Origin of the sequence: Microtetraspora glauca (genome assembly GCF_040656155.1) — a bacterium.
GTDB lineage: Bacteria > Actinomycetota > Actinomycetes > Streptosporangiales > Streptosporangiaceae > Microtetraspora > Microtetraspora glauca.
This window is the reverse complement of record NZ_JBFALK010000005.1, coordinates 112,065-137,421: the sequence shown is the minus strand read 5'-3', so window position 1 is coordinate 137,421 and position 25,357 is coordinate 112,065. Positions and strand designations below refer to the sequence as shown.

The following is a 25,357-nucleotide window of genomic DNA, read 5'->3' as shown; positions in this document are numbered from 1 at the left end:
GGACCGGTGAGAGGGGCGCTCCCGCCGCTCCTGCTCACCCGGATGGGTCGTGAGCCCGATGCCCCGGCCGCGAAGGATGGGCTGGGAGTATCGCCCCGGCCGGGGGCCTTACCGCTGTCCCGAGGGGAACGCGGGAGCGACGCCACCCGGCGCGGCGAGCGCTTCGCCCCATTCGAGGCGTTCGCGGAGCTGGACGGCGTCGTCGGCCAGGACCGAGACCAGCACGCCGGGCCCGGCCAGGGGGAGCACCGCGCAGCCGTCCCCGAGCACGGCTCGCCCCACCGCCTTCCCGGTCCGTACGGCCTCCGCGTGACCGCGCCGCGTGGCATCTTCGGTGGCTTCTCGGGTGGTTTCTCGGGTGGTTTCTCCGAGGGCTGTCCCGGTGGCTCCGCGTCCGGCGACGAGGGTGCTGCCGACACAGCGGGCGGTGCCGTACACGGCGGGGCTGCCGTCGCTCGCCGGATCGCCGACGACGAGCTCCTGCCGGAGCAGTGGCATCCCGTCCACGACGGCGTCGAAGCGGGAACGGCAGCGGCCGGGGCGCTCGCCGTGCCGTCCAAATACGATCTCCTCGCGCCAGAACACGGTCGCGTCCCGCGCGAGCGAGAGCCGTACGGCCACGCGGTGGCAGCACCCCGCGGCCAGCACGGTCGGCTCAGGAGCGAATCGGAGCGAGGCGCCCGCGCCGACCCGGGCGTTGACGACCATGACGGAGTCCTCCGCGAAGGGGCCGGGCAGGACCAGCGTGCTCGCGATCGACCGGATGTCCAGCATGGTGCCGGGCGCGACGTCGATGTCCAATCTCAGGCGGTCGCCGCCCAGAGGCCCGGCCGCCGTCGAGACCAGGTGGACCACGCCGGGCCCGGTCTGCCGCAGGGTCAGCGGCGGATCGGAACGCAGCGTCTCCAGGCGGGTGCCGCCACCGGAGAGGAGCTCCGTCCTGATCGACGCGTGGGCCCGTACCGACGACCGGACGTCGCCGGAGGACGTCCTCATGGAACCACCTCGCCGTCATGGAGGTGGCCGTGGTGGTGCCAGGAGTCCACGACGCCGGACACCCACTCGGCGACGCCGTGCGCGCCCCCGTCCTCCCTGATCGAGGTGAACAACACCGGCCTGCCGTCGCGTACGGCTCCCGCGTCACGGGACATGACGGTCAGGTCCGCGCCCACCATGGGGGCGAGGTCGGTCTTGTTGACCACGAGCAGGTCGGCCGTGGTGACGCCGGGACCGCCCTTGCGCGGGACCTTGTCGCCGCCGGAGACGTCGAGTACGAAGATCTGGCTGTCCGCCAGCCCCCTGCTGAAGGTGGCGGTCAGGTTGTCGCCTCCGCTCTCCACGATCACCAGGTCGAGCGGGCCGAACCGCTCCTCAAGGGTCTCGACCGCGTCGAGGTTGGCCGCGATGTCGTCGCGGATCGCGGTGTGCGGGCAGCAGCCGGTCTGCACCGCGAGGATGCGATCGGGGTCGAGGACCCCCGCTCGGCGCAGGAAGTCGGCGTCCTCGGTCGTGTAGATGTCGTTCGTCACGACCCCGAGCCGCATCGAGGGGCCGAGGCTGCGGCACAGGGCGGCCACCAGGGCGGTCTTGCCGCTGCCCACGGGGCCGCCGATGCCGAGGCGGAGCGCCCGGCCGTGGCCGTCGGGTGCGTCGTGCTTGTCGTCGTGGTGAGCGCCCATGTGCGGGTCACCGTCCTTTGCGTAGCCTGCGGGATCGGGAACTGCCCAGGAGATGGCCGGGATGGGCCGGCCGGGGAGATCGGGATCGGCGGGGAGATCGGGATCGGCGGGGTCGGGATGGCCGGCGTGGGGATGTGGGGTGTTGGGGTGGTCAGGAGACGAAGAGGCGGGTCTCCGCCCTCAGGTGGCTCTCGGCCAGGAGGTCGAGCGCGGGAGCGGTCGTGGCGGGTAGCGCCGCCCAGCACGCGTCGCTCATGAACTCCACGCCGATGAGATCCGGGTCCGTCGCTCGCCCGATGTCCGGGCTCGATGCCCGCCTGTCGTCCGGGTCCGCCGTCCACGGCACGTCCGGGTTCGTCGTCCACGGCGCGCCCGGGTCCGCCGTCCACGTGTGCAGGGCCGTACGGGCGGCGCGTGCGGTCGCGCCGAGTGACGGAGCCAGGTCGGCGAGCAGGCGGTGCACGGCCACCGGGTCCAGGCCGAGGAGTCGTACGGCCGCCGTCGCCGGCCCGGTCACCGACCAGTAGGCCGCCGCCAGAGCCGCCTGCCCGGGGTCGCAGCCCGCCGCCGCGGCCGTCGCGCCGAGAGCGACCGGATGGTGCGCGCCATCGGGTACGGCTCTCGCCAGCGACTCCAGGGCGGGTGACGGCCAGATCCGGCGTGCGGTCCTGACCAGGAGCCGTCCCTGGGTGCGGGCGGCCTCCCGCTGCGCGGGCGACGCGGTCCGGGCGTCCGCCTCGGCGTCGAGCCGTCGCCAGGGGAGCATCGCCGGATCCCCTTCGCCCGTCCCCGCATCCCCGTCGACCCTCTCCGAGGTGTCGACGGCGGCGGAGCCGAGTTCGCAGGCGGCGGCGGCGAGCGCGGCGGCGACCAGCCCGGCCGTGGCGAGCCGTCCCCGGAGGAACCGCGCCAGGTCATCGGGGCCGGTCACCGTGCCCGCGCGTACGGCCTCCTCGGCACCCCCCGAATGCGCGTGGCCTCCGGCGGGCAGCCGTGAGTCGGCGAGCAGCAGGAGCGCGGCGTGCAACGATCACCATCCTTCGTCGTGGTCGTGGTCGTGGTCGTGGTCGTGGTCGTGGTCGTGGTCGTGGTGATGGAGATTCGGGCCGGAGCGGACCCGCATCCCGGCGGGCCCCGCCCCGGCCGGTGAACGGCGCCGGACATCGCGTCAGAAGAGGAAGTAACGCTGGGCCATGGGCAGCACGTCCGCGGGAGCGGGTTCGATGAGTTCGCCGTCGACGCGCACCGCGAAGGTGTCGGGGTGCACCTCGATCGAGGGGAGCGCGTCGTTGAGCAGCATCGACTCCTTCCCGCGTCGCCGTACGCCGGAGACGGGGGCGAGCCTGCGGCCGATCCTGAGCCGGTCGGCGAGGCCGTCCTCGATGGCGAGAGGGGACACGAAGTGCAACGACGTCGCCGCCGCCGTCACGGGTGCCGCGCCGAACATGGGGCGGGGAAGTACGGGCTGCGGGGTCGGGATGGACGCGTTCGCGTCGCCCATCTGGGCGTAGGCGATCACACCGCCCTTGATCACGAGGTCCGGCTTCACGCCGAAGAACGCGGGGGCCCAGAGCACCAGGTCGGCCAGCTTGCCGGTCTCGACGGAGCCGACCTCGCCCTCCAACCCATGCGCTATCGCAGGATTTATCGTGTATTTCGCGATATAGCGGCGGGCGCGGAGGTTGTCGGCGGGGTGCGCCGTCCCGCCGGCGGAAGCCGTACCGGACTCACCGGGAAGCGCGCCACGGCGCTTCTTCATGACGTGCGCGGTCTGCCAGGTGCGGATGACGGTCTCGCCGATCCGGCCCATGGCCTGGGAGTCGGAGCCGATCATCGAGATCGCCCCGATGTCGTGCAGGACGTCCTCGGCCGCCATCGTCGCCGGGCGGATCCGGGACTCGGCGAACGCCAGGTCCTCGGGGATCGATGGGTTCAGATGGTGGCACACCATGAGCATGTCCAGGTGCTCGTGGTGGGTGTTGACCGTGTGCGGCCGGGTCGGGTTGGTGGACGACGGCAGGACGTTCGGGTACGCGGCCACCTTGATGATGTCGGGGGCGTGACCTCCTCCGGCGCCCTCGGTGTGGTACGCGTGGATCATCCGGCCGGCGATGGCCGCGAGCGTCGACTCGACGAAACCGGCCTCGTTGAGCGTGTCGGTGTGGATCGCCGCCTGCACCCCCGTGTCGTCGCACACGCCGAGGCAGGCGTCGATCGCGGCCGGGGTCGTCCCCCAGTCCTCGTGCAGCTTGAACCCGGAGGCTCCGGCGCGGAGCTGCTCGTACAGGCCCTCGACGCCGACCGTGTTGCCCTTGCCGAGCAGCGCGACGTTGACCGGATAGGAGTCGAGGGACTCCAGCATCCGCGCGAGGTACCAGGTGCCGGTGACCGTGGTCGCCTTGGTGCCCTCGGCGGGTCCCGTGCCGCCCCCGACGATCGTCGTGACGCCCGACGCCAGGGCCTCGTCCAGCAACTGCGGGCAGATCAGGTGCACGTGGGAGTCGACGGCCCCCGCCGTGATGATCCTGCCGTTGCCGGCGAGGATCTCGGTGGACGGCCCGATGACGAGATCGGGGTGGACGCCGTCCATCGTGTCGGGATTGCCCGCCTTGCCGATGGCCGAGATCCGCCCGTCGCGTACGCCGATGTCGGCCTTCACGACGCCCCAGTGATCGAGGATCACCGCGCCGGTGATGACGAGGTCGGGCGCGCCCTCCGCCCGGGTCGCGCGGGCCTGTCCCATGGACTCGCGGATCACCTTGCCGCCGCCGAAGACCGCCTCGTCGCCGGCGCCGGAGGGCCCCATCGCGAGGTCCTCGGTGATCTCGACGAACAGGTCGGTGTCGGCCAGCCGTATCCGGTCGCCGGTGGTCGGACCGTACAGGGCGGCGTAGCGCGCCCGCTCGACGGCGGTCATCGGGACTCCTCGGCGGCGGGGCGGGGGTCGAGCGGGCCCGCCCATTCCGGGCGCAGCCCGGGGACGACGCGGTGGCCCGCCAAGGGGACGAGCGTCACGTCGCGCTCGATGCCGGGCTCGAATCTGATCGCGGTACCGGCCGGCACGTCCAGGCGGGTGCCCCAGGCGGCCCGCCGGTCGAACTCCAGGCCGGGGTTGGCCGCGGCGAAGTGGTAGTGCGAGCCGATCTGGATCGGCCGGTCCGCCGTGTTGACGACGCGCAGCGAGATCCGGTCCCTGCCCGGGTTGAGCGGGACGGGCGTCTCGCCGTACACGATCTCGCCGGGGATCATGCGATCGGCCGGTGGACGGTGACGAGCTTGGTGCCGTCGGGGAAGGTCGCCTCGACCTGGACGGACTCCAGCATCTCGGGGACGCCCTCCATGACGTCCTGGCGGCGGAGCACCCTGCGGCCCGCGTCCATCAACTCCGCCACGCCGCGGCCGTCGCGCGCCCCCTCCAGGAGGAAGGACGCGATGAGCGCGGTAGCCTCCGGATGGTTGAGGCGTAGCCCCCGCTCCCGGCGGTCGCGGGCGACGCCCGCGGCGACGTGGATGAGCAGGCGTTCCTGTTCGTGTGGAGTGAGCCGCATGGCGGGACGATAGGCAGCCGCCGTTTCCGCCGCGTTTCCCGCGCATTTCTCCGGCGTATCAGGACGTGAACCGCACGTCGCCGCTCATTGAGAAATTCCGGTAATGGCCAATTTGCGTATGTGATTAAGCCGGGAAATATCGCTCGATCACCTTGTCGGCAGACAGGTCGGTGCGGGGGCCGTATCGGCAAGGAGGAGCGATTTGCGAAATTCAGCTTGGCGTACCGGGGCGGCCGCGGCGATCCTGGTCACCGCGCTCGCGGCCTGCGGCGGGTCACCGGAGGAGAACGCCGCCGGCGCGGGAGACGCGGGAGGCGCCGCGAGCGGCGGCGACACCATCAAGGTGGGCATCCTGCATTCGCTGAGCGGCACCATGGCGATCAGCGAGGTCACCGTCAAAAACGCCGAACTGCTCGCCGTCGAGGAGATCAACGCGGCGGGAGGCGTGCTCGGCAAGAAGCTGGAACCCGTGGTCGAGGACGGTGCCTCCGACTGGCCCACCTTCGCCGAGAAGGCCACCAAGCTCATCGCCCAGGACAAGGTCGCCACGGTCTTCGGCGGGTGGACCTCGGCCAGCCGCAAGGCGATGCTCCCCGTGTTCGAGAAGCGCAAGGCACTGCTCTGGTATCCCGTCCAGTACGAGGGGCTGGAGAGCTCGCCGTACATCTTCTACACCGGGGCGACGACCAACCAGCAGATCGTGCCTGGCCTGGACTATCTGAAGGAACAGGGCAAGAAGAAGATCTTCCTGGTCGGCAGCGACTACGTCTTCCCGCGAACCGCGAACAAAATCATCAAATCGTACGCGGCGGCGAACGGCATGGAGGTCCTCGGCGAGGAATACACGCCGCTCGGGCACACCGAATACAGCACCCTCGTGAACAAAATCGCCGCGGCGAAACCGGACGCGGTGTTCAACACGCTGAACGGCGACAGCAACGTCGCGTTCTTCAAACAGTTGAAGAGCACCGGGATCACCGCCGAGCAGATGCCCGTCATGTCGGTCTCGGTGGCCGAGGAAGAGGTCAAGGGCATCGGCGTGGACAACATCGCCGGCCAGCTCGTCGCCTGGAACTACTACCAGACCACCGACACCCCGGCGAACAAGACGTTCGTCGCCGCCTTCCAGGGCAAGTACGGCGCCGACAAGGTGACCTCGGACCCCATGGAGGCCGGATACAACGCGGTCTACCTCTGGGCGGAGGCCGTAAAGAAGGCGGGGACCACCGAGGTCGAGGCCGTGCGCAAGGCCGCGGGCGGCATCGCGCTGGACCGCCCCGAGGGCCTGGTCACCGTCGACGGTGACAACCAGCACATGTACAAGACGGCACGCATCGGCCTGATCCAGCCGGACGGCCAGATCAAGGAGGTCTGGAACTCCGGACAGCCGATCAAGCCCGACCCCTATCTCACGACGTACGCGTGGGCCGGCGGGCTGGCCTGATCCAAGGAGTGGTCCCGGCAGGGCGTGAGCCGCCGGGACGCACCACAGAACGGACTCCGGAGAGCGGCCGGTGAACATCCACGGAAGGAACCGGGCGCGACCGCCCTCCGGAGCCACATCACAGCGACCACGCATCGGCCGGGAGCAAGGGAAACGATCATGGATTTCGCGCAGTCGAAGGACTTCGGCGGCGACGGGGCGTCCGCGCGGGCACGCGTGACCGGCCACGGGAAGGCGGTGACATGGGAGGAGCGCTGAACCAGCTCCCGATCGGGCTGTCCATCGGAGCGGTCCTGCTGCTCATCGCACTCGGGCTGACGTTCACGTTCGGGCAGATGGGCGTGATCAACATGGCGCACGGCGAGTTCATCATGGCCGGGGCCTACACGGCCTACCTCCTCCAGGACGTCGGATTCCCCATCGCGCTGCCGGCCGCCTTCCTCGTCGCCGGGCTCATGGGACTCGCCCTGGAACGCGTGGCGATCCGGCACTTCTACGGCCGGCCGCTGGACACGTTGCTGCTCACCTGGGGCGTCAGCCTCGTGCTCCAGCAGGCGGCCCGCGACCTGTTCGGTGCCCCCAACGTGCAGGTGGTCTCACCCGGCTGGCTGCGCGGCAGCGTGGGCGTCCTGCCGTACAACCGGCTGTTCATCATGCTCCTGGCCGCGCTCTCGGTCGTCGCGATCTGGGCGTACCTCAACCGCAGCGCGCCGGGCCGCCAAATGCGGGCCGTCATGCAGAACCGCGGGCTCGCCGCCACGACCGGGATCGACACCGGACGGGTCGACGGACTGACGTTCTTCATCGGCTCCGGACTCGCCGGGGTCGCGGGTGTCGCGCTCACCCTGATCGGCCCGGTCGGGCCCACCCTCGGCACCTACTACATCGTCGACGCGTTCCTCGTGGTGGTCGCGGGCGGCCTCGGCCAACTCAAGGGCGCCGTACTGGCCGCCGCCGGCCTGGGCCTGCTCAACTCCTACGCCGAATTCTGGACCAACGCGAGCCTGGCCAAGGTGATCGTCTTCGTGGCGATCATCGGGTTCCTCCAGTTCCGGCCGCAGGGCCTGTTCGTCCTCCGCTCCAGGGCGCTGACATGACGGCCGGGGGAGCCGACGTGACGGCCAGAGGAGCCGACGTGACGGCCGAGGGCGCCGACATGGCCGCGACCGCACCCGTCGTCGTACGGCAGACGCCGCCCGAACCGGCCCGGCCGCGGTGGAGCCGCCTCGGCGGCCCGGCCGCCTTCACCGCGACCGCCGTACTCGTGCTGGTGGTGGCTCCGCTGCTGCTCGAACCGTTCCGGCTGGGGTTGCTCGCCAAGTACCTCTGCTACGCCATCGTGGCGCTCGGCATCGGACTGGCCTGGGGCCAGGGCGGCATGCTCACCCTCGGGCAGGGGGTCTTCTTCGGCCTCGGCGGCTACGCCATGGGCATGTACCTCAAGCTGCACGACGCGGGCGGGGACCTGCCCGACTTCATGGTGTGGAGCGGCGTCGAGAAGCTGCCTGCGCTGTGGGCGCCGTTCGGCAACCCGGTGTTCGCGCTCGCCATGGCCGTCGTCGTGCCGGTGCTCGTCGCGCTGGCGCTGGGCACGCTGGTGTTCCGCCAGCGGGTGCGCGGCGCCTACTTCGCGATCCTCACCCAGGCGCTCGCCGCCGCGCTGGTGATCCTGCTGGTCGGGCAGCAGGGGCTCACCGGCGGGACCAACGGCCTGACCAACTTCTTCGACATCTTCGGCAACGACGTCGCCGCCGACACGACCCAGCGCGGGCTCTACCTGACGGTCGCGATCGTGCTGGGCGTCCTGTACCTCGGGGCGTGGCAGCTCGTCCGCAGCAGGTTCGGGCGGCTGCTGCTGGCGATCAGGGACGGCGAGGACCGGGTGCGCTTCCTCGGCTACGACCCGGCGACCGTCAAGACGGTCACGTTCGCGATGTCGGCGGGCATGGCGGGCATCGCGGGCGCGCTGTTCGTCCCCGTCGTCGGCATCATCTCGCCCGCGCTGCTCGGCGTCGTACCGTCCCTGGAACTGGTCGTGGCGGTCGCCGTCGGCGGCAGGTACGCGCTCGCCGGGGCGGTCCTCGGCGCGGTCGTCATGGGGTACGCCAGGACGTACTTCAGCGAGGAACTGCCGGACGCCTGGCTCTACCTCCAGGGCGCCCTGTTCATCCTGGTCATGACGCTCGCGCCCAAGGGCGTCGCGGGCCTGGCGTCGGGTGTCGCGGCGGGACTGCGCGGCCGCCTGGCGCGCGGAAGGGCGGCGGCGTGAGCGAGCGAACGGACGGGCACCGCGTGTCCCGCCACCGCGAGTCCCTGGGCGAGGGGGAGTCATGAGCGCTCTGCTGGAGATCCGCGGGCTCGACGTGGTCTTCGACGGCTTCCGGGCGATCAGCGGCCTGGACCTGTCGGTCGAGCAGGGAGAGCTGCGCTTCCTCATCGGCCCCAACGGCGCGGGCAAGACCACGCTGATCGACGTCGTCACCGGGCTCACCAGGCCGGCGGCGGGTACGGTGCGCTTCGGCGGCGAGGAACTCGTCGGCCGCAGGGAACACGAGATCGTCCGGCTGGGCGTGGGACGCACCTTCCAGACCTCGGTGGTGTTCGAGGAGCTCACCGTCCTGGAGAACCTGGACCTCGCGGCGTCGTTCCGCCGCCCGCTGTGGTCGCTGCTGCGCCGCCGCCGAGGCGCCTCCCCGGCGGTGGAGCGGGCACTCTCGACCACCGGACTGTCCGGCCTCGCCGGTCAGCGCGCGGGCATCCTGTCGCACGGGCAGCGGCAGTGGCTGGAGATCGGCATGCTGATCGCCCAGGAACCGCGGTTGCTGCTGCTGGACGAGCCGGTCGCGGGCATGTCACTGGACGAGCGTGCCCGCACCGGCGAGCTGCTGACCGAGATCGCCCGCGACCACACCGTCATCGTGGTCGAGCACGACATGGACTTCCTGCGGCGGTACGCCTCGCAGGTGACGGTGCTGCACGAGGGGGCCGTCCTGGTGGAGGGGTCGGTGGAACAGGTCCGGGCCGATCCACGGGTACAGGAGGTCTATCTGGGCCGGGCACGCGAGGAGGCAGGCGATGTTGTCCGTTGAAGGACTCGAGGCGGGGTACGGCACGGCGCGCGTGCTCTTCGGCGTGTCCCTTGAGGTCGCACCGGGGCAGCTCATGTGTGTGATGGGCCGCAACGGCGTCGGCAAGACGACCCTGCTCAACACGATCATGGGCGTGCTCCCGGCGACGGCCGGATCGGTGACGTTCGACGGCAGGGACGTCACCCGCCTCAGGCCGCACGAGCGCGTACGGCTCGGCATGGGCTACGTTCCACAGGGTCACGAGACGTTTCCGCAGCTCAGCGTGATGGGCAACCTCCAGGTGGCGCTGGAGGCGGCGCCGCACAAGGACGGCGGCGCCGTGGACGAGGCTCTGGAGGTCTTCCCCGGGCTGAAGCCGCTGCTGAAGCGCCCGGCCGGGTTTCTCTCCGGCGGCCAGCAGCAGCAGCTCGCCATGGCCAGGGCCCTCGTCGCCCGGCCCAGGCTGCTGATCCTCGACGAGCCGACCGAGGGAATCCAGCCGTCGATCATCATCGAGATCGAGGAGACGATCGAGCGGCTGCACCGGGCGGGTCTGGCCATGCTGCTCGTCGAGCAGTACCTCGATCTCGCCCTCCGGCTGGCGGACCGCTTCGTGATCCTCGACGCCGGTCATGTCGCGCGTTCCGGCCCGGCGCGGGAGCTCCAGGGCGAGGACGTGCACCGTCTCCTCGCTGTGTGACGAGCCGTGTGATCGGCCGTGTGATCAGGGGTGCGATGAGCCGTGTGAGCAGCGGGTCGATCGGCGGGTCGATCCACCGGCCGGTCACGGCGAACTCGCTCGGCTCAGTGAGGCATTCAACCCTCTTTACTAGTAGGGATTAACGGATTTATGCTGCGGGCGCCGCGTCCACCCCCCGATCCCGAGGAGCGCTGCCGTGTCCGCGACGACACCACCACCAGAGCCGGCGGCCGTACCCGACGAAGCCCGGCCGCCCACACCTCCCGAACCAGCCTCCGAACCAGCCTCCGGAACCGCCGCTGACGTACCTCCCGAGGCGGAGGCGGTGACTGAGGCGGCGGCTGAGAAGGCGGCTGAGGAGGCGGCTCAGGAGCGGGCGACGGCCGCGCCCCGGCCGGAGCGCACGCCCGTCCTCGACTGGGTCGCCGTCGGCGTCGCCGCGGTGATCGTGGTGGCCGCGATCACCGGCCTCCTCCCGGAGGTGAGCTGGTGACCACGGACACCGTCGCCCCCGCCGCGTCCGGGAACGACCTCGCGGCCAGGGCCGCCGCCCTGATCCCCGGCCTCCTCCTGCTCGCGGCCATCGGCTACGCGGGCAAGCTCGCCGAGACCGGGGTCAAGCAGCTCGCCGAGAGCACCGGCTGGTCGTTGCCGAACATCGAGTACGTCCTGTGGGCGATCCTCCTCGGCCTGATCATCACCAACACCGTCGGCGTCCACCGGATCTTCCGGCCGGGGATCGCGACGTACGAGTTCTGGCTCAAGCTCGGCATCGTCCTGCTCGGCGCCAGGTTCCTCCTCGGTGACGTGCTCAAGCTCGGCGGCGTCAGCCTGGCGCTCGTGGTCATCGAGCTGTTCGTCGCCATCGGCGTGGTCGTGCTGATCGGGCGCTGGTTCAAGCTCGGGCCGAAGCTGATCTCGCTGCTCGCCATCGGCTCGTCCATCTGCGGCGTCTCCGCGATCATCGCGGGCAAGGGCGCCATCGACGCCGACGACGAGGACGCCTCGTTCGCCATCGCCGCGATCCTCGCGCTGGGCGCGTTCGGGTTGTTCGCCTATCCGGCGATCGCCCACCTGATCGGGATGTCCGCGCACGAGTTCGGCCTGTGGGCCGGTCTCGCCGTGGACAACACCGCGGAGGCGACCGCCGCCGGCGCGCTCTACTCTGACGAGGCCGCCAAGGTCGCGGTGCTCGCCAAGTCCACGCGCAACGCCACGATCGGCTTCGTCGTGCTCGGCTTCGCCCTGTTCTGGGCGGCGCGCGGCCAGGCACGGGCGGTCGGCAGCCGGACCCGCTTCCTGTGGGCCAAGTTCCCGAAGTTCGTGCTCGGCTTCCTCGCCGTGTCCGTACTCGCCACGGCCGGGCTGATCGCCAAGGCGGACCTGACCTCGCTCGGCAACCTCTCGCGCTGGGCGTTCCTGCTGACCTTCGCGGGCGTCGGGCTGAGCACCGACTTCCGGGCGATCCGCCGCCAGGGACTGCGGCCGTTCGCCGTAGGTGCACTCGCCGAGGTCACCGTCACCGTCGTGACGCTCGGCCTCGTCGTCGCCGCCTCGGCCTGGATCGGCCTCTGACCCGCGCCGATCCCACGAACTCCGGTGCCGTACGGCCGGCGCGGGCCGTACGGCACCGGATAGGGGGGCCGGTCGTGGGAGTGCGCCCGCGGCGCGGTCCACGACCGGGACGTGAACGCGGCCAGGAACATCCTCGCCGCCGGGCTGGGGCGGAGAGGCGAAACGCCTGTGGAGCTGGGGTAAGACCTCAACGGATTCCTCCGGGCGGGCGAGCGGCGACGAAGCAGGAAGGCCGACCTGTGAGGGTTGGAATCCCCTTCCATCAGGGAGAGGCGGATGTCAACCCTTGATCTGCCGGATGATGCTCTCGTCGCCGATTTCGCCGTCGCGGGCCAGCAGGAATGCCTTGCTCAGGATCAGCGCGAGCCGGCCGTCCTCCTCGAAGGGGAGGAACACCCGTTCGGCCTCCGAGCCCGGCGCGCTGACGACGCACAGGTACACGTCGCCGGGATCCATGAGGATGTTGGCGCTGCCCAGGTGGATCTTGTACGTTCGCAGGTCGCCGCGGACCACCAGGTAACGATCCGTCAGGGTGCAGCGGTCCGCGATCGCCGTACGGGGCAGGAGGCGGGCCAGCGCGTCGCGACGGACCTCGGCAGAGGGCGGCAGCGCGCCGAAGGCGGCCGTGCGCCAGTAGTCATAGTGGCGCTCGGTGCCCCGGTCGGCCCAGCCGGGGTCGGCGGCGATCGACGTGACCGCGACGAACAGGTCCACGTCCCGCATCGCCTCGCTGAACACGAGCGGGGGCACCTCGGCGAGCGCCGCCCGCCGCCACTCGCCGTCGGTGTTCCGATGGAAGCGGACCTGGTCCGTCGCGGCGTGGTCCCCGCCGAGACTCTCGTGGAAGAACGACGCCCGCCAGCGCCCTCCGGCGAGCACGCGCCGAGCCTCGCCGTCGCCGCCGCCGTCCCACGGGCCCAGCAGGTCGGCCGACCAGGCGCGCTGCTTGAACAGCGCGTACAGCGTGCGGTAGTCCACGACGTGGGCGGCGAACCGGTTGGAGTAGACGCCGGTCTCCTCCTCGGCCGGAGTGAGCAGGTAGACCTCGCGGAACGCCTGCTTGAACGGCTGCCTGACCCGCTCCCCGGTGATCTGCTCGCGCCAGGCGCGCACCTCGTCGAGGGGCGCGCGGGCCGGATGCCACAGCCGCACCGGAGCGTCGGGCGGTGGCTCGGGCCCGGTGGTTCCGGTGATCCCCGTGATTCCGGTATCGCCGAGCGTGCTCCGCCAGTGCCCCGGAGACACCTCGATCTCCCAGATCAGCCGCCGTGCGACCGTCCCGGCGATCGGATGCTCGGCCATCCGCTCACGCCAGGTCGCGTACGGATGACGCGCGTCACCCGGGTATCCCGCCTCCAGCGCACGGACCAGTGTGGTCAGTTGCCGGCGGACCTGCCCGGTGAGGTCGCGCAGGCGCTTGACCTCGTCGGGATGGTCCCGCCGCACCGCCGCCGGAGCCGCCTTGAACCGCTTCTCGCCCTGCCACCACGTCAGCTCGACGTCGTCGCCGATCGAGATCATGGCCGTGTGCTCGCCGAGGGGCATGCGGAGCCGTCCGCCGGGTTCGAAACCGAGGTCCGGCATCCGGAAGGCCACCTCTACCCGATCGGCCAGCGCATGCTCGATCCGCTTGAGCATGCGGTCAAGCTGCTTTGGCACGCCCGCGTGTCGTGTCAGCGCACGCGCGGTGCGCAGCGCGGAGATGGCCTCGGGTGTCGGGAAATCCTCCACCGCGCGGCCGATCTCGAACAGCAACCCCTGGGAGGGCAGGGTCTTGGCCGCCGTGGGCGCGACCGCCACACCGCGCAGCAGCCGGTCGAGCAGGCCGGGCAGCCACGGCTCGTCCCGCCACAGCGCCAGCCGCACGGCCCGGCCGAGCGCCGCCTTCTCCGCGTCGTCGAAGGCGCGGTCGGCCCGGTACGGGATCTCACGCGCGTGGATCGCGGCGATCCGGGCTTCGGCGGCCTCCAGCGCCGTACGGGCGAAGGCGACGTACTCCGGGATCGCGGCCAGCCGCTCCCAGGTGTCCGGCAGCGGGGGAAGGGAGTTGTACGACCTCTCCTGCAGAGCCTCCACCAGCAGGGCCCTGCGCTCCGCGTCCCAGCCGAGGAGCAGATCGATCTCGTCGAGCGCGATCGGCCCTCTGCCCTCCTTGAGCACCGCGGCCACCTCGTCGTCCAGCCCGGCGAGCCCGGCGACCGCCAGCAGCGCGTACGCATCCCCGGTCCGCTCGGCGCGGAGGTGGAAGCGCACCAGCGTCCGCGCGGATTCGGTGAGGTCGGCGAGCGGCGGGCCGCCGGGACAGCGCGGCAGCGACGCCACCGCAAGGGGCAGGTTGGACCAGTTGCGCGCCTCCAGCCCGTCCACCAGGGCCTGGAACAGATCGGCGCACGCCTCGGGCGTGAACGACGTCCGGCGCTCCTTGGCGGCGCTCTCGACCGCGAACCTCGCGGACATGGCCGTGCCGACGATTTTCGTCGTCCGGTAGGCGACGGGGAGCAGAGTGCCCAGATCGAAGGCGGTCAGCTGGGACGAATGCGGCCAAGGGTCCGGATTGTCGGTACTCGGGTCGGTCATGACCGTGTACAGCAGTTGTGCCGACGGGGAGAGTCGCACGCGGGTCACCCCTTGATCCGGCAGGCGAAGGACGGGGCGGCGATGACGGCGGTGCCGTGGGCGAGGAGGAACGCCGCGGACGGTTCGATCGGCGACCTGCCGCCGTCGCCGACGCCGACGAATGGCAGGAGGACCCGGAGGCGGTGGCCGCTGACGCCCACGTCAGCCTCCGACCAGGGGAACGAGCTTGATGAAGGACACCACCGGGTCGGCGGTCAGGTCGATCTCCACGTCCAGATCGTCGATCTGCCGCTCACCGATCAGCAGGATGAACCCGTTGCGGGCGAAGGCCGCCTCCGCGGCGTCGGCCTGCCGCTCCCAGTCGAGCCTGCGGGCGGCGCGCATCCGGTAGCCGTTCAGCTCGGCCTCGGCCTCGCTCGGCTTGACCAGACCGCGGAAGTGGTGCGACGGAGCCGCGTTGTACCGGGCGACCTCCTCTCGCACGCGCAGCCGCACCAGCTCGCGGGCGGAGATCCGCTCCGGCAGGCCGGGCAGGACGAACTCGTCCAGAGCCCTGCCGGTCGCGGTCTCATCGCGGAAAGTGACCAACGCCATCGGATGTCCTTTGATCGCCGGGGTGATGCCGAAATTCTTAGCAGCCGGGCACGACAGAACCGCGACACCAGAAACCAGCCCCGAGATCGTCACCGTAGGGGCGGGACCGCGTTCTTGGCCCGCTGGAGGGCGATGACCGGCCAGAAGGCACCGCCGGGCGGGGGCACGAGCCCGTAGGCCGGATCCTTGGGGCCGGAGGTGCCGCGCGTGCAGGTCCCGTTCGACTTCGTGGGGTCACGAATCCACAGATAGGCGTCGGCCAGGCGGCTCGCGGTCCCGGTGGTGGGGCGGATGCCCATGCCGCGACCGGGAGGGTTGCACCAGGTCTGCGGGTCCTTGTACGTCCCGGCCCGCGGCTCCCATTCGCCCGTGCCGTTCCGGCTCGTGTCGATCACGAAGTGGGGCAGTCCGGCGGTGTCGTCGGCGACGGCGTCGACCTCGGCGTCGAGACAGCGGCCCGCCCCGCTCGCCGCGATCACGTGCACGCACTTGGCGAGCTTGGCGCCGTACGCCTCGACCTGCTCCGTCGGCTGGAACCCCGACGCGTTGAGGTAGTAACCGTCGGCCTTGTCCAGTCCGGAACTGATCAGCCGGGTCGCGGCGTTCTTGAGTGACGGCCAGTACTCCTGGCCGCCGTCGAGGTAGACCGCGGTCTTCGGCAAGGCGCCGAGGCGCTTGACCGCTTCGGAGAGCTGGTCGTAGCGCGCCTGCTCGCCCTTGTCGCCACCCAGGTCGCATCCCGGCGTGCCCGGCACCTTGGAGAGGCTGTTGGGTTCCAGGACGACCACGGCCGCGCGGTCGCCGATGGCGGTGGCTATGGCGCCGATCCACGAGGAGTACGCCCGGGAGTCGCGCAGGCCGCTGGAGTGGCAGTCCCGCAGCGGGATGCTGTCCGTGACGAACACCGGAACCGCGTCCTGCTTCGCCGCCACGTCGAGTGCCGCGTCGGTGACCCGGGCGGCCTCGGAATCCGACATGCCGCTCAGCCACACGGACTGCGGAACCTTGGCGAGCGCCCGCATGACGGCCGCGTCCCCGGCCCGCCCGGACGCCTCCCAGATGGACGACTGGCGGGCGGCGTCGTTGTCGGGGCTCGCGTAGAACCGTACGGTCCGGGCGCCCAGCGGGTTGCCGGCCTTCGTGCCGTCGTTCGCGCCGTTCGACGTGTCGCCGGGCTCGCCGTCCGTGCCGCCGTCGGGGGACGTGTCGTCGTTCACGGCCGTCGCGGGCGTTCCCAAGGACGCCTCCGGAGACGTGGTGGAGATCGCCTGCCGCTGTGCCCCCTTGTCGCCGTCGGCCGGCGGGGTCCGCACGGCGATGATTACCCCCGCCGTCACGATCGCGACGACCGCCGCTCCCACGCCCACGAGGGCTCCGGTGCCGCGTCTCGCGACGACGGTGGCACCGGTGCCACCGTCGTCGCCCGCGCCATGGGCGCCACCGGTTCCATCCGTACGGCCGGTGCCCCCAGTGCTCTCCGCGTACGCGGACCGGTCGGGGCGCATGACGGGAACGGCCGATCCGGTGCCTGGGGACGGGAGGGCCTCGGCGGGGGGCGATGAAGGCCGCTCCGCCGTACCCGACGGCGTGTCCCCGGTGGGGGTGTGGCCGGTGAGGGTGTCGACGAGCTGTTGCGCGGTGGGGCGCCGGGCGGGGTCCTTGGCGAGAGCGCGGGCGACGACGGCGTGGAGGGCGGGTTCGAGTGCGGTGAGATCGGGTTCGTGGTGGACGATCCGGTACAGGACGCTGGGGAGGGAGCCGTCGCCGAAGGGTGCGCGGCCTGAGGCGGCGTAGGCGATCAGGGCGCCCCAGGCGAAGATGTCGGAGGCGGGGGTGACGCGTTCGCCCCGAGCCTGTTCGGGCGCCATGAAGGAGGGGGTGCCGACGATGACGCCGCTGGTGGGGCTCCGGGTTCGGCGAGTTGGGCGATGCCGAAGTCGATGACTTTGGGGCCGAGGGGGGACAGCAGGACGTTGGCGGGCTTGAGATCGCGGTGGATCACGCCGGCGCTGTGGATGGCCTGGAGCGCGACGGCGACGCTGACGGCGAGCGTTTCCAGGCTGGAACCGGTCAGCGGGCCCTGGGCGCGCAGGGCCTCGTGGAGTGTGGGGCCGGGGACGTACTCGGTGACGAGGTAGGCGGTGTCCCCGTCGACGTCGGCGGCGAGGACGGGTGCGGTGCAGAACCGGGCGACGCGTTGGGCCGCGGCGATTTCGCGGGTGAAGCGGCGGCGGAAGTCGGGGTCCGTGGCCCACTGGGGGTGGATGAGTTTGACGGCGACGTTTCGGCCGTCGGGTGCGCGGCCGAGGTAGACGGTTCCCATGCCGCCCTGGCCGAGTCTGCGCAGCAGTGTGTACGGTCCGGCCTGCCGCGGGTCCCCGTCGCGTAGGTCGTGGTTCGCTGCGGATTCGTCGTGGTTTCCACCGTTTGACACCACTGCGGGATCATAACCAGTCAAACGGGGACCTTCCAGGCGTTCAGATATGGAGCTGCCACGCGGTCCAGGTGTCGAGGATCCGATAGCCCATCAGTTCGTTGATCGCCAGCATGTGCGCGTTGGAGTCGGCGTTCCAGGTGACGATGCGTTCGACGGCCGGCTCGCAGGCGTGGAACCAGGCGGCGGTGGCCAGCTTGAGCACCGTCCCGAGCCGATGACCGCGATGTGCCCGGATCACGCCGGTGTCGATCTGCCGCGCCCACCCGCGCGCGTCGTCCGTGTCGACCAGGAGCCGGGTGAACCCGGCGGGCTCACCGCTCTCGGCATGCCTGGCGATCATGGTGTAAGGCGTGAGCCCCGAGCTCACGACGCCCTGGTCGAGGGTGCGGAGCCGCTCCGCGGTCCACCGGTGATCATCCATTTCGAGATCGCCCAGCGGCTCGTCGTTCATGGACGTCATCAGGAGGGCCATGTCGTCGAGCAACTCCTCACCGGCCGGTCCGGTCCAGCGTTCGAGGGAGTACGCCCGCGCGTGTCGAGCGGCGTCGGCCCGCATGAGCTCGTAGGACGCCCAGTCGACCGCGCGCAGGTCGAGGACCCGGCGCGCCTCCGCCGTGGCCGGCGCGAAACCGCGGGCGCGAGCGAAGTCCGCGCCCGGCCCGAACGCCACAGTCTCGCCGACGAGAAGACGGCGGCCCTCGCCCCGTGCCCGGTCGATCACGCGGTCGAGCAGCGCCCCGCCCAGCCCATCGCGCCGCCGGTCGGGATGGACGGCGAGAAATCGCAGGCTGGCCACATGGGTGTTGTCCTCTTCGGGGTAGTACACCGTGCAGCCGCCGACGATCTCGCCGTCCACTCCGACGACCCAGGTCTCCGCGCGCTCGCCCGACCAGCCGCCTTCCAGCTTGGACGCGAAGTGGCGCCGCGACGTCGGCGCGCCCGGATCTCCCAGGGCCTCGTGCACCGCGTACAGACCGGCGACCAGACCGGCGACGCGGTCACCGGGGTCGGCGAGATCGAGGCGCTCGATGTGCATGTTCACCAGACAACAACACCGCCCGGCCGGTGAGCGAACGATTTATCCGGGCTCGAATGGCCGCCCAGGGCCGAGGGGCACGAATGGTCCCGGATCGCGCGGGTTCCCCGGATTCCGCGGACGGGTCCGGTCGTCCCCGGGACCGCGGTCATTGCTCGTAGTCCTCGATCTCGCTGACGGGCCGGGGGACGGCGAAGTCGGGATCCTCCCCGGCGTTCCTGCTGGCCCGGCGCCGCCTGAGCAGGTCCCAGCACTGGTCGAGGCCCTGTTCCAGCGTCCTGATCCGCTCGTGCTCCTCGTCCGTGGTGACCTCCCCCGCCGCCAGCCTCGTGCGCAGGATGTGCTCCTCCTCGATGAGTTCGCCGATGCGGCCGAGGATCTCGTCGTCTTTCATGCCCAGCCCCCTCTCACCCGTTTCAGGCTACGCGGTGACCACCCGCGGCGTCCGATTCATTCATCACCGTCTGCTAGTGTGCTTGACATGCTGCGCGGGCTTCTTCTTATCCGCCGCGGCGAGGGCCTGTAAGAGGCCGGCTCCCTCGCCGCGGAGACAGCCGTGCGCGTCGGCCGCCCCAGGTCTTTTACCGGTGGCGAGCCCTTCTCCCTGATCGGGATGTTCGTTTCTCCATGCTCGTGCCGGCGTGTCCTACGAGGAGCATGATGTACCCGCAACAGCAGTCCAGCCCCATGCCGTACCACCGCTACACGCCGTTCGAGCCGATCCGGCTGGCGGACCGCACCTGGCCGGACAAGGTCATCGATAAGGCGCCGCAATGGTGCGCCGTCGACCTGCGCGACGGCAACCAGGCCCTGATCGACCCCATGGACGCGCACCGCAAGCTCAAGATGTTCGAGCTGCTGGTACGCATGGGGTACAAGGAGATCGAGGTCGGCTTCCCCGCCGCGTCCCAGACCGACTACGACTTCGTCCGCCAGATCATCGAGGAAGACCGCATTCCCGAGGACGTCGTCATCCAGGTGCTGACCCAGGCGCGGCCCGAGCTGATCGAGCGGACCTTCGAGTCGCTGCGCGGCGCCAAGCAGGCCATCGTCCACCTGTACAACTCGACCTCGACGCTGCAGAGGCGGGTCGTGTTCGGTCAGGAGAAGGACGGCATCACGGCCATCGCCGTCGAGGGCGCCAAGCTGTGCAAGAAGATGGCCGCCGAGATGGACGGCACCGAGATCTACTTCCAGTACTCGCCGGAGTCCTTCACCGGCACCGAGCTGGAGTACGCCGTCGAGGTCTGCAACGCCGTCAACGACGTCTGGCAGCCGACCCCCGACCGCAAGGTGATCGTCAACCTGCCGGCCACGGTCGAGATGGCCACGCCGAACATCTACGCCGACCAGATCGAGTGGATGAACCGCCACCTGGCGTACCGCGACTCGATCGTGCTGTCGCTGCACCCCCACAACGACCGCGGCACCGCCGTCGCCGCCGCCGAGCTGGGCTACATGGCCGGGGCCGACCGCATCGAGGGATGCCTGTTCGGGAACGGCGAGCGTACCGGCAACGTGTGCCTGGTGACGCTGGCGATGAACCTGTTCTCCCAGGGCATCGACCCCGAGGTCGACATCTCGGACATGGACGAGATCCGGCGCGTCGTCGAGTACTGCAACCAACTGCCCGTCCACCCCCGTCACCCGTGGGGCGGCGAGCTGGTCTACACCGCCTTCTCCGGCTCCCACCAGGACGCCATCAAGAAGGGGCTGGAGCACCTGGAGCGTGACGCGGCCGCCGCGGGCACCCCGGTCGACGAGTTCACCTGGGCCGTGCCGTACCTGCCGATCGACCCGAAGGACATCGGCCGCAGCTACGAGGCGGTCATCCGGGTCAACAGCCAGTCGGGCAAGGGCGGTGTCGCCTACATCATGAAGGCCGACCACCAGCTCGACCTGCCGCGCCGCCTGCAGATCGAGTTCTCCCGCGTGGTCCAGGCCCAGACCGACGCGGAGGGCGGGGAGGTCACCCCGGCCGCCATGTGGGAGGCGTTCACCGACGAATACCTGCCGAACCCGGCCAAGCCGTGGGGGCGCCTCGGCCTGCTGGCCCACCGCGGGTCCTCGGGTGTGGACGACAAGGACATGATCAACGCCGACGTGCGCGTGGACGGGCAGATCCGCGAGATCGAGGGCGTCGGCAACGGCCCGATCTCTGCCTTCTGTGACGCGCTGCGCGGCATCGGCATCGACGTACGGGTGCTCGACTACACCGAGCACGCCATGAGCGCGGGGGCCGACGCCAAGGCCGCGTCGTACGTCGAGTGCGAAGTCGGTGGCGAGAACGGCCCGCGGACTCTGTGGGGCGTCGGCATCGACGCCAACACCACCACCGCGTCCCTGAAGGCGATCATCTCCGCCGTCAACCGCGCCTCCCGCTGACACCCCCGTACTGATCGCGTGGGAGAACGGGCACGACCTGCCCCGATCCTTCGATGATCATCAGAGACGTCTGGTTCCGTCTTCGCCCACAAGGCTTCGACCACCCTGCCGCGAGGGGCGGCATCCGTGCGACCCACGGATGCCGCCCCTTTCCGTTTCGTACAGGAAGGCGGGCATCACGCCGTACGCGGCGGCATGCGGAGTCACCGCATCAGCCAGGTCTTTCCGTGTGGCGAGCCGCTGATCGAGAATGTCCGCCACGACATGCGAGATGTGCTGGCCGTCGTGGCGATCCGCGAGCAGATCGCCGACCAGACGTGCGGGTGCGGTCACCGGGAGCTGATCACACCACACGATCTCGTCGTGCCCGATGGATGAGGTGTGGATCGTCACGTCGCCACGTCGGGACCGCTTGCGCTTGGGACTCGTGAACTCGTGGAGTTCGCCGGTGAAGTCGCCCACGCCGAGGACGAGCGCGGCACTGCCGTGGGAGACGACGCCCGAGTCGATGCCCCGGGCTTCGGCTTCGGAGCCGGGGCGAGCTGGAGCCATGCCGCGCGAAGCTCGGTGAGCCGACCGGGAGGGGAGCCGGGCAGGCGATAGACACCGAATGCGACACGATCAAGAATCCCGTCGTTCGTCAGGCGCGTCAGCTCCACTGCAGTGACTCCGTTGCGCGCTGCCTGTCGTGCTGTGACGAGACCCCATCGGGGGCGTCAGGCGGGGAGGCCCAGGAGGCGGGCGAGGCCGGTCATGTTGTGCTCGAAGAACTCGGCACGATGTTCGATCGTGTTGTTGAACTGGCCGAACAGCTCGAAGCTCACCATGCCGTACAGGCCGGTCCAGGCCGTGACCGCCCGGCTGATCACGTCGTCCGACGCCCCGGGGATGAGCGTACGGACCGCGTCGGCGTCGGAGGAGATGATCGCCGGCGGCTCGGGCAGGATGGCGGGCGGGTTCAGGCGCCCGGCCGCGACGGCGTCGCCGATGATCTGGCCGAACACGGCGGTGTCCCGCGCCGCCGGGGCGATGGTGTCGTCCGGGGCGCGGTAGCCCGGCACCGGCGACCCGTAGAGCAGGGCGTACACATGCGGGTGGGCGAGTGCCCATTCGCGTATGGCGCGGCACACCGCGAGCCAGCGTCCTGTGAAGTCGTCACGCGCACGGGTCGCCTCGGCCTTCTCGACGGCCTCTCCGAGTGCGTTGTAGCCGTCGATGATCAGCGCGGTGAGCAGGTCGTCCCGGCTCGGGAAGTAGCGGTAGATCGCGGAGGAGACCATGCCCATCTCCCGTGCCACGGCGCGCAGGGACAGGCCCGTGGCTCCGTCGACGGCGAGGTGACGGCGGGCGACGTCGGTGATCTCCCTGATCAGCTCGGCTCTGACTCGTTCACGTGCGGTACGGCTCGCGCTCATGTCCTGGAGGCTATCAGAGCGGCGGCAGGATTCGAGAGCACTGCTCTTGACGGCACTGCTCTAATGAGAGAGCATTGCTCTCGAACGAGAGCGATGACTCAAGGAGTTGCGATGCTGACCGTGGCCAAGGGAGCCAACCTCGCCCTGATGTTCTTCCTGGAGCTCGGCGTGCTGATCGCGGTGGGGTACTGGGGGTTCACCCTTGGCGCTCCTCTCGGGCTCAGGATCCTCGTCGGCCTCGGCGCTCCCGCGATGTTCGCCACCCTCTGGGGACTCTTCGCCGCGGCCAACGGCGCGAGGTTCCCCTTGCACGGCCTCGCCAGGGCCGCGTTCGAGATCGCGTGGTTCGGAGGCGGCGCGGTCGCTCTCGTCGCGTCCGGGGTCGCCACCGGGGGTGCGGTCTTCGCCGTCCTCTATGCCGTCAACGCCGTCCTCCGCCTGGTTTGGGATCAGGTCTGAGCGACGCCGCCCCGTAAGAGACCGAGAGCAGGGAGAGAAGTCATGGGCAAGCACGTCATCGTCGGCGCCGGTCAGGTCGGCGGCAGGGTCGCCGAGACGCTCGCGGCGGCGGGTCACGAGGTGGTCGTGGTCACCCGCTCGGGCTCGGGCCCCGACCGGGCCGGGATCACGCGGGCCGCCATCCCGGCCCAGGACGCCACGGCGATGCGGCGCCTGGCGGAAGGTGCCGACGCGCTCTACAACTGCGCGAACCCGAAGTACCACCGCTGGGCGGAGGACTGGCCGCCGATCGCGGACTCGCTGCTGGGAGCGGCGGAGGCGACGGGAGCGGTCCTGGTCACGCTGGGCAACCTGTACGGCTACGGCCCCGTGGACGGCCCGATGACCGAGGACGCGCCGCTCGCGTCCACCGGGACCAAGGGCCGGGTACGCGCCGAGATGTGGAAGCAGGCGCTCGCCGCCCACAGGGCCGGTCGGGTACGGATCACGGAGGTGCGCGGCTCCGACTACTTCGGCCCCGGCGCGTCGGACCAGTCGTTCCTCGGGGACCGTTTCCTCGACCCGCTGCTCACCGGACGGCGGGCGATGACCCTGAGCGACCCCGACATCCCGCACAGCTGGACCTACCTGCCCGACGTCGCGGCCGCCCTGGTCACGGTGGCGACCGACGAACGTGCCTGGGGCCGCGCCTGGCACATCCCCACGAGCCCGGCGCTGAGCATCCGGGCCATGGCCGAGCGCCTGTGCGATCTGGCCGGGGCCCCCGGTCCCCGGCTCGTACGACTGCCCGAATGGGCGCTCATGGCCGCGGGCGCGGTGTCGCCGTTCCTCCGCGAAATGAGGGAGACCCGCTACCAGTTCGACCGGCCCTTCGTCCTCGACTCGTCCGCCTTCACCGCGACCTTCGGTGTCGCCGCCACCCCGATGGACGGGGCGCTGAAGGAGACCGTCACCCGGTGGCGGGCCCGCTGATCACGTGGGCACGGGCGCGTACCAGGGAGGGCCGGGCGAGCGGGGAGCGGACAGCGAGATCCGCGCGACAGCGCCGCATATCGCCACGCTGACCGGGACGCCCATCGCGGCGGGGATAGGGCGGGGGCGAATCCGATCGCATCTCAGGCCACCCCCCACGACGGCCGGGCGCGCCTGGTGCCCGTCTCCTCGATGCGGCGCAGGGTGGCGAGTTGCTCGCGCAGGGCGTCGAGCCCGGCGGGTGTGATCCGGTACGGCCTGCGGCGTTCGATCACGGGTAGCGGCTCGATCCACCCGCGTTCCTCCAGCCGCATGAGCGCGCCGTAGAGGGTGCCGGGTTCGAGGGCCGTGCCGGAGAACTCCTCGATGTCCTGGATCATGCGGTAGCCGTGCTTGTCGCCCTCGGCCAGGCTGACCAGCACCAGCAGGGCGACGTCGGTGAAACGTCCCAGATCGGGTTGACGGCGTGCCATGATCACCTCTTTATTCAGTTTCACTTAGTAAGTCAAAATTAGCAATACCGATAGGCTCCGGCGCATGAGAATCGGGATCATCGGGCTCGGGGACATCGCGGAGAAGGCGTACCTTCCGGTGCTCGCGACCACGCCGGGGATCGTTCCGCACCTGTGCACCCGGAACGAGGACACCCTGGCCAGGCTCGGAGCGGCGTACCGGATCGACCGGCTCTTCACCACCGTCGGCGAACTGGTGGAGGCGGGGATCGAGGCGGCGTTCGTCCACGCCGCGACGTCCGCGCACGTGCCGCTCGTCGAGGCGCTGATCGAGGCGGGGGTGCACGTCTACGTCGACAAGCCGCTCGCCGACAACCTCCCCGACTCAGAGAGGCTCGTACGGCTCGCGCGTGACCGGGGCAGGTCGCTGATGGTGGGGTTCAACCGCAGGTACGCCCCCGGCTACACGGCCCTGCGTGACCTGCCGAGAGACCTGGTCATCCTGGAGAAGAACCGGGTGGACGCGGCCGCGGACCCGCGTACGGTGGTCTTCGACGACTTCGTCCATGTGGCCGACACGCTGCGGTTCCTCGCGCCGGGAGAGGTCACGGACGTTCGGGTGCGCACCCGCGTGCGGTCCGGGCTGCTCGAACACATCGTGCTGGAGCTCGGCGGCGACGGCTTCACCGCCATCGGGGTCATGAACCGCGTCGGCGGCTCGACCGAGGAGACCTGCGAGGCGATGGGCGGCGGGCGCAAGCGGCGGGTGATCGATCTCGGCGACGTGGTGGACCACGCCGGGGGCGAGACCCTGTCCCGCAGGCCGCCCTGGACGCCGGTCGCGCGCCAGCGCGGCATCGAGCAGATCTGCCACGCCTTCCTGGACGCCGTGCGCGAGGGCCGTACGATCTCCGCCGAGGACGCGCTCGTCACCCACGCCATCTGCGAGGACGTCGTCGCTGCCGCGCTCGCCGACGCCGGTCTTCTGGCGAACACGGGCTGATCCCGTCCCCAGG

General features: G+C 70.8%; 28 protein-coding genes and 2 pseudogenes. 13 read left to right on the top strand and 17 right to left on the bottom strand.

Features of this window, described 5'->3' with window-relative positions; genetic code table 11:
* Positions 1-108 precede the first annotated feature (108 nt).
* The 3 genes from AB0I59_RS11775 to AB0I59_RS11765 all read right to left on the bottom strand — a co-directional run bounded on the left by AB0I59_RS11775 (position 109) and on the right by AB0I59_RS11765 (position 2,706).
* Complete coding sequence (locus AB0I59_RS11775; protein ID WP_358132222.1) at positions 109-996, bottom strand: urease accessory protein UreD; 888 nt, start codon at positions 994-996, stop codon at positions 109-111.
* Complete coding sequence (ureG, locus tag AB0I59_RS11770; protein WP_061257546.1) at positions 993-1,679, bottom strand: urease accessory protein UreG; 687 nt, start codon at positions 1,677-1,679, stop codon at positions 993-995. Before ureG ends, AB0I59_RS11775 begins: the two co-directional genes overlap by 4 nt.
* A gap of 151 nt (positions 1,680-1,830) precedes the next feature.
* A complete protein-coding gene (locus AB0I59_RS11765) occupies positions 1,831-2,706 on the bottom strand; it encodes an urease accessory protein UreF (RefSeq protein ID WP_061257545.1) in 876 nt (291 codons plus the stop codon).
* Here AB0I59_RS11765 and AB0I59_RS11760 point away from each other — a divergent pair.
* Positions 2,701-2,829, top strand: coding sequence for a hypothetical protein (locus tag AB0I59_RS11760; RefSeq protein WP_358132219.1), 129 nt, complete (start codon positions 2,701-2,703; stop codon positions 2,827-2,829). The two genes, AB0I59_RS11765 and AB0I59_RS11760, sit on opposite strands and share 6 nt — an antisense overlap.
* Positions 2,830-2,847: 18 nt before the next feature.
* Here the strand turns inward: AB0I59_RS11760 and AB0I59_RS11755 are convergent, their stop codons facing one another.
* Genes AB0I59_RS11755 through AB0I59_RS11745 form a run of 3 tightly spaced genes read right to left on the bottom strand, consistent with a single transcriptional unit; the run spans position 2,848 to position 5,227 of the window.
* Positions 2,848-4,596, bottom strand: coding sequence for an urease subunit alpha (locus AB0I59_RS11755; RefSeq protein WP_358132217.1), 1,749 nt, complete (start codon positions 4,594-4,596; stop codon positions 2,848-2,850).
* On the bottom strand, positions 4,593-4,928 hold the full coding sequence (locus AB0I59_RS11750; RefSeq protein ID WP_061257543.1) for an urease subunit beta: 336 nt from the start codon (positions 4,926-4,928) through the stop codon (positions 4,593-4,595). Before AB0I59_RS11750 ends, AB0I59_RS11755 begins: the two co-directional genes overlap by 4 nt.
* The gene (locus tag AB0I59_RS11745; RefSeq protein WP_358132215.1) at positions 4,925-5,227 is read right to left on the bottom strand and encodes an urease subunit gamma; all 303 of its coding nucleotides are present in this window, start codon (positions 5,225-5,227) and stop codon (positions 4,925-4,927) included. The genes AB0I59_RS11750 and AB0I59_RS11745 overlap by 4 nt, the downstream gene beginning before the upstream one ends.
* Before the next feature lie 202 nt (positions 5,228-5,429).
* On the opposite strand from AB0I59_RS11745, the gene urtA reads away from it, so the two are divergent.
* The 8 genes and pseudogenes from urtA to AB0I59_RS11705 all read left to right on the top strand — a co-directional run.
* Complete coding sequence (gene urtA, locus AB0I59_RS11740) at positions 5,430-6,671, top strand: urea ABC transporter substrate-binding protein (protein ID WP_358132213.1); 1,242 nt, start codon at positions 5,430-5,432, stop codon at positions 6,669-6,671.
* 242 nt (positions 6,672-6,913) lie between these two features.
* Positions 6,914-7,768, top strand: coding sequence for an urea ABC transporter permease subunit UrtB (urtB, locus tag AB0I59_RS11735; RefSeq protein WP_358132211.1), 855 nt, complete (start codon positions 6,914-6,916; stop codon positions 7,766-7,768).
* 17 nt (positions 7,769-7,785) lie between these two features.
* Positions 7,786-8,940, top strand: a complete 1,155-nt coding sequence (gene urtC, locus AB0I59_RS11730) for an urea ABC transporter permease subunit UrtC (protein ID WP_358132209.1) — start codon at positions 7,786-7,788, stop codon at positions 8,938-8,940.
* 61 nt (positions 8,941-9,001) lie between these two features.
* Positions 9,002-9,760, top strand: coding sequence for an urea ABC transporter ATP-binding protein UrtD (gene urtD / locus AB0I59_RS11725; protein WP_061259705.1), 759 nt, complete (start codon positions 9,002-9,004; stop codon positions 9,758-9,760).
* Complete coding sequence (urtE, locus tag AB0I59_RS11720) at positions 9,747-10,439, top strand: urea ABC transporter ATP-binding subunit UrtE (RefSeq protein ID WP_061259704.1); 693 nt, start codon at positions 9,747-9,749, stop codon at positions 10,437-10,439. Before urtD ends, urtE begins: the two co-directional genes overlap by 14 nt.
* A 325-nt stretch (positions 10,440-10,764) precedes the next feature.
* Positions 10,765-10,932: a hypothetical protein gene (locus AB0I59_RS11715; RefSeq protein WP_358132207.1), complete on the top strand. Its 168-nt coding sequence runs from the start codon at positions 10,765-10,767 to the stop codon at positions 10,930-10,932.
* Positions 10,929-12,014: a YeiH family protein gene (locus AB0I59_RS11710; RefSeq protein WP_358132205.1), complete on the top strand. Its 1,086-nt coding sequence runs from the start codon at positions 10,929-10,931 to the stop codon at positions 12,012-12,014. The genes AB0I59_RS11715 and AB0I59_RS11710 overlap by 4 nt, the downstream gene beginning before the upstream one ends.
* A 69-nt stretch (positions 12,015-12,083) precedes the next feature.
* Positions 12,084-12,304, top strand: a pseudogene (locus tag AB0I59_RS11705) (hypothetical protein); the annotation flags it as partial.
* Here AB0I59_RS11705 and AB0I59_RS11700 read toward each other — a convergent pair.
* The 7 genes from AB0I59_RS11700 to AB0I59_RS11670 all read right to left on the bottom strand — a co-directional run bounded on the left by AB0I59_RS11700 (position 12,294) and on the right by AB0I59_RS11670 (position 19,052).
* A complete protein-coding gene (locus AB0I59_RS11700; RefSeq protein WP_358132203.1) occupies positions 12,294-14,630 on the bottom strand; it encodes a DUF4132 domain-containing protein in 2,337 nt (778 codons plus the stop codon). The pseudogene AB0I59_RS11705 and the gene AB0I59_RS11700 sit on opposite strands and share 11 nt — an antisense overlap.
* Before the next feature lie 5 nt (positions 14,631-14,635).
* Positions 14,636-14,791, bottom strand: coding sequence for a hypothetical protein (locus AB0I59_RS11695; RefSeq protein WP_358132201.1), 156 nt, complete (start codon positions 14,789-14,791; stop codon positions 14,636-14,638).
* Between the two features lies 1 nt (position 14,792).
* Positions 14,793-15,185 carry a hypothetical protein gene (locus AB0I59_RS11690; protein ID WP_061259701.1) on the bottom strand — a complete coding sequence of 131 codons (393 nt, stop codon included), beginning with the start codon at positions 15,183-15,185 and terminating at the stop codon, positions 14,793-14,795.
* An 89-nt stretch (positions 15,186-15,274) separates the two neighbouring features.
* Positions 15,275-17,053, bottom strand: a complete 1,779-nt coding sequence (locus AB0I59_RS11685; RefSeq protein ID WP_358132199.1) for a glycoside hydrolase family 6 protein — start codon at positions 17,051-17,053, stop codon at positions 15,275-15,277.
* Positions 16,984-17,619: a serine/threonine-protein kinase gene (locus tag AB0I59_RS11680; protein ID WP_358132197.1), complete on the bottom strand. Its 636-nt coding sequence runs from the start codon at positions 17,617-17,619 to the stop codon at positions 16,984-16,986. The genes AB0I59_RS11685 and AB0I59_RS11680 overlap by 70 nt, the downstream gene beginning before the upstream one ends.
* 43 nt (positions 17,620-17,662) lie before the next feature.
* The gene (locus AB0I59_RS11675) at positions 17,663-18,658 is read right to left on the bottom strand and encodes a GNAT family N-acetyltransferase (protein ID WP_358132195.1); all 996 of its coding nucleotides are present in this window, start codon (positions 18,656-18,658) and stop codon (positions 17,663-17,665) included.
* A gap of 148 nt (positions 18,659-18,806) precedes the next feature.
* Entirely contained in the window at positions 18,807-19,052 is a 246-nt protein-coding gene (locus AB0I59_RS11670) for a DUF2630 family protein (protein ID WP_358132193.1), read from the bottom strand.
* A 266-nt stretch (positions 19,053-19,318) separates the two neighbouring features.
* Between AB0I59_RS11670 and leuA the strand changes: the two genes are divergently transcribed.
* A complete protein-coding gene (gene leuA, locus AB0I59_RS11665) occupies positions 19,319-21,043 on the top strand; it encodes a 2-isopropylmalate synthase (protein ID WP_358132483.1) in 1,725 nt (574 codons plus the stop codon).
* 60 nt (positions 21,044-21,103) lie between these two features.
* Here leuA and AB0I59_RS11660 read toward each other — a convergent pair whose 3' ends face one another.
* The 3 genes and pseudogenes from AB0I59_RS11660 to AB0I59_RS11650 form a co-directional block, all read right to left on the bottom strand.
* Entirely contained in the window at positions 21,104-21,505 is a 402-nt protein-coding gene (locus tag AB0I59_RS11660; protein WP_358132191.1) for a hypothetical protein, read from the bottom strand.
* Positions 21,433-21,738: pseudogene (locus tag AB0I59_RS11655) on the bottom strand (type IV toxin-antitoxin system AbiEi family antitoxin domain-containing protein); the annotation flags it as partial. The pseudogene AB0I59_RS11655 and the gene AB0I59_RS11660, both read right to left, overlap by 73 nt.
* A gap of 21 nt (positions 21,739-21,759) precedes the next feature.
* Positions 21,760-22,458, bottom strand: a complete 699-nt coding sequence (locus tag AB0I59_RS11650; RefSeq protein WP_061259695.1) for a TetR/AcrR family transcriptional regulator — start codon at positions 22,456-22,458, stop codon at positions 21,760-21,762.
* Between the two features lie 111 nt (positions 22,459-22,569).
* Between AB0I59_RS11650 and AB0I59_RS11645 the strand changes: the two genes are divergently transcribed.
* Both AB0I59_RS11645 and AB0I59_RS11640 read left to right on the top strand, forming a co-directional pair.
* Positions 22,570-22,917, top strand: coding sequence for a YrdB family protein (locus AB0I59_RS11645; protein WP_061259694.1), 348 nt, complete (start codon positions 22,570-22,572; stop codon positions 22,915-22,917).
* A 42-nt stretch (positions 22,918-22,959) separates the two neighbouring features.
* Positions 22,960-23,889 (top strand): NAD-dependent epimerase/dehydratase family protein, encoded by a 930-nt coding sequence (locus tag AB0I59_RS11640; RefSeq protein WP_358132188.1) that lies wholly within the window; start codon positions 22,960-22,962, stop codon positions 23,887-23,889.
* A gap of 143 nt (positions 23,890-24,032) precedes the next feature.
* Here the strand turns inward: AB0I59_RS11640 and AB0I59_RS11635 are convergent, their stop codons facing one another.
* Positions 24,033-24,362, bottom strand: coding sequence for a PadR family transcriptional regulator (locus AB0I59_RS11635; protein WP_061259722.1), 330 nt, complete (start codon positions 24,360-24,362; stop codon positions 24,033-24,035).
* 64 nt (positions 24,363-24,426) lie between these two features.
* On the opposite strand from AB0I59_RS11635, the gene AB0I59_RS11630 reads away from it, so the two are divergent.
* Entirely contained in the window at positions 24,427-25,344 is a 918-nt protein-coding gene (locus AB0I59_RS11630) for a Gfo/Idh/MocA family protein (RefSeq protein ID WP_061259692.1), read from the top strand.
* Positions 25,345-25,357 lie beyond the last annotated feature (13 nt).

Coding starts and splice junctions, on each gene's coding strand:
- AB0I59_RS11775 (WP_358132222.1), bottom strand. CDS start 996: ATGAGGACGTCCTCCGGCGACGTCCGGTCGTCGGTACGGGCCCACGCG.
- ureG (WP_061257546.1), bottom strand. CDS start 1,679: ATGGGCGCTCACCACGACGACAAGCACGACGCACCCGACGGCCACGGC.
- AB0I59_RS11755 (WP_358132217.1), bottom strand. CDS start 4,596: ATGACCGCCGTCGAGCGGGCGCGCTACGCCGCCCTGTACGGTCCGACC.
- AB0I59_RS11750 (WP_061257543.1), bottom strand. CDS start 4,928: ATGATCCCCGGCGAGATCGTGTACGGCGAGACGCCCGTCCCGCTCAAC.
- AB0I59_RS11745 (WP_358132215.1), bottom strand. CDS start 5,227: ATGCGGCTCACTCCACACGAACAGGAACGCCTGCTCATCCACGTCGCC.
- urtB (WP_358132211.1), top strand. CDS start 6,914: ATGGGAGGAGCGCTGAACCAGCTCCCGATCGGGCTGTCCATCGGAGCG.
- urtD (WP_061259705.1), top strand. CDS start 9,002: ATGAGCGCTCTGCTGGAGATCCGCGGGCTCGACGTGGTCTTCGACGGC.
- urtE (WP_061259704.1), top strand. CDS start 9,747: ATGTTGTCCGTTGAAGGACTCGAGGCGGGGTACGGCACGGCGCGCGTG.
- AB0I59_RS11690 (WP_061259701.1), bottom strand. CDS start 15,185: ATGGCGTTGGTCACTTTCCGCGATGAGACCGCGACCGGCAGGGCTCTG.
- AB0I59_RS11685 (WP_358132199.1), bottom strand. CDS start 17,053: ATGGCGCCCGAACAGGCTCGGGGCGAACGCGTCACCCCCGCCTCCGAC.
- AB0I59_RS11675 (WP_358132195.1), bottom strand. CDS start 18,658: ATGCACATCGAGCGCCTCGATCTCGCCGACCCCGGTGACCGCGTCGCC.
- AB0I59_RS11670 (WP_358132193.1), bottom strand. CDS start 19,052: ATGAAAGACGACGAGATCCTCGGCCGCATCGGCGAACTCATCGAGGAG.
- leuA (WP_358132483.1), top strand. CDS start 19,319: ATGTACCCGCAACAGCAGTCCAGCCCCATGCCGTACCACCGCTACACG.
- AB0I59_RS11650 (WP_061259695.1), bottom strand. CDS start 22,458: ATGAGCGCGAGCCGTACCGCACGTGAACGAGTCAGAGCCGAGCTGATC.
- AB0I59_RS11645 (WP_061259694.1), top strand. CDS start 22,570: ATGCTGACCGTGGCCAAGGGAGCCAACCTCGCCCTGATGTTCTTCCTG.
- AB0I59_RS11640 (WP_358132188.1), top strand. CDS start 22,960: ATGGGCAAGCACGTCATCGTCGGCGCCGGTCAGGTCGGCGGCAGGGTC.
- AB0I59_RS11635 (WP_061259722.1), bottom strand. CDS start 24,362: ATGGCACGCCGTCAACCCGATCTGGGACGTTTCACCGACGTCGCCCTG.
- AB0I59_RS11630 (WP_061259692.1), top strand. CDS start 24,427: ATGAGAATCGGGATCATCGGGCTCGGGGACATCGCGGAGAAGGCGTAC.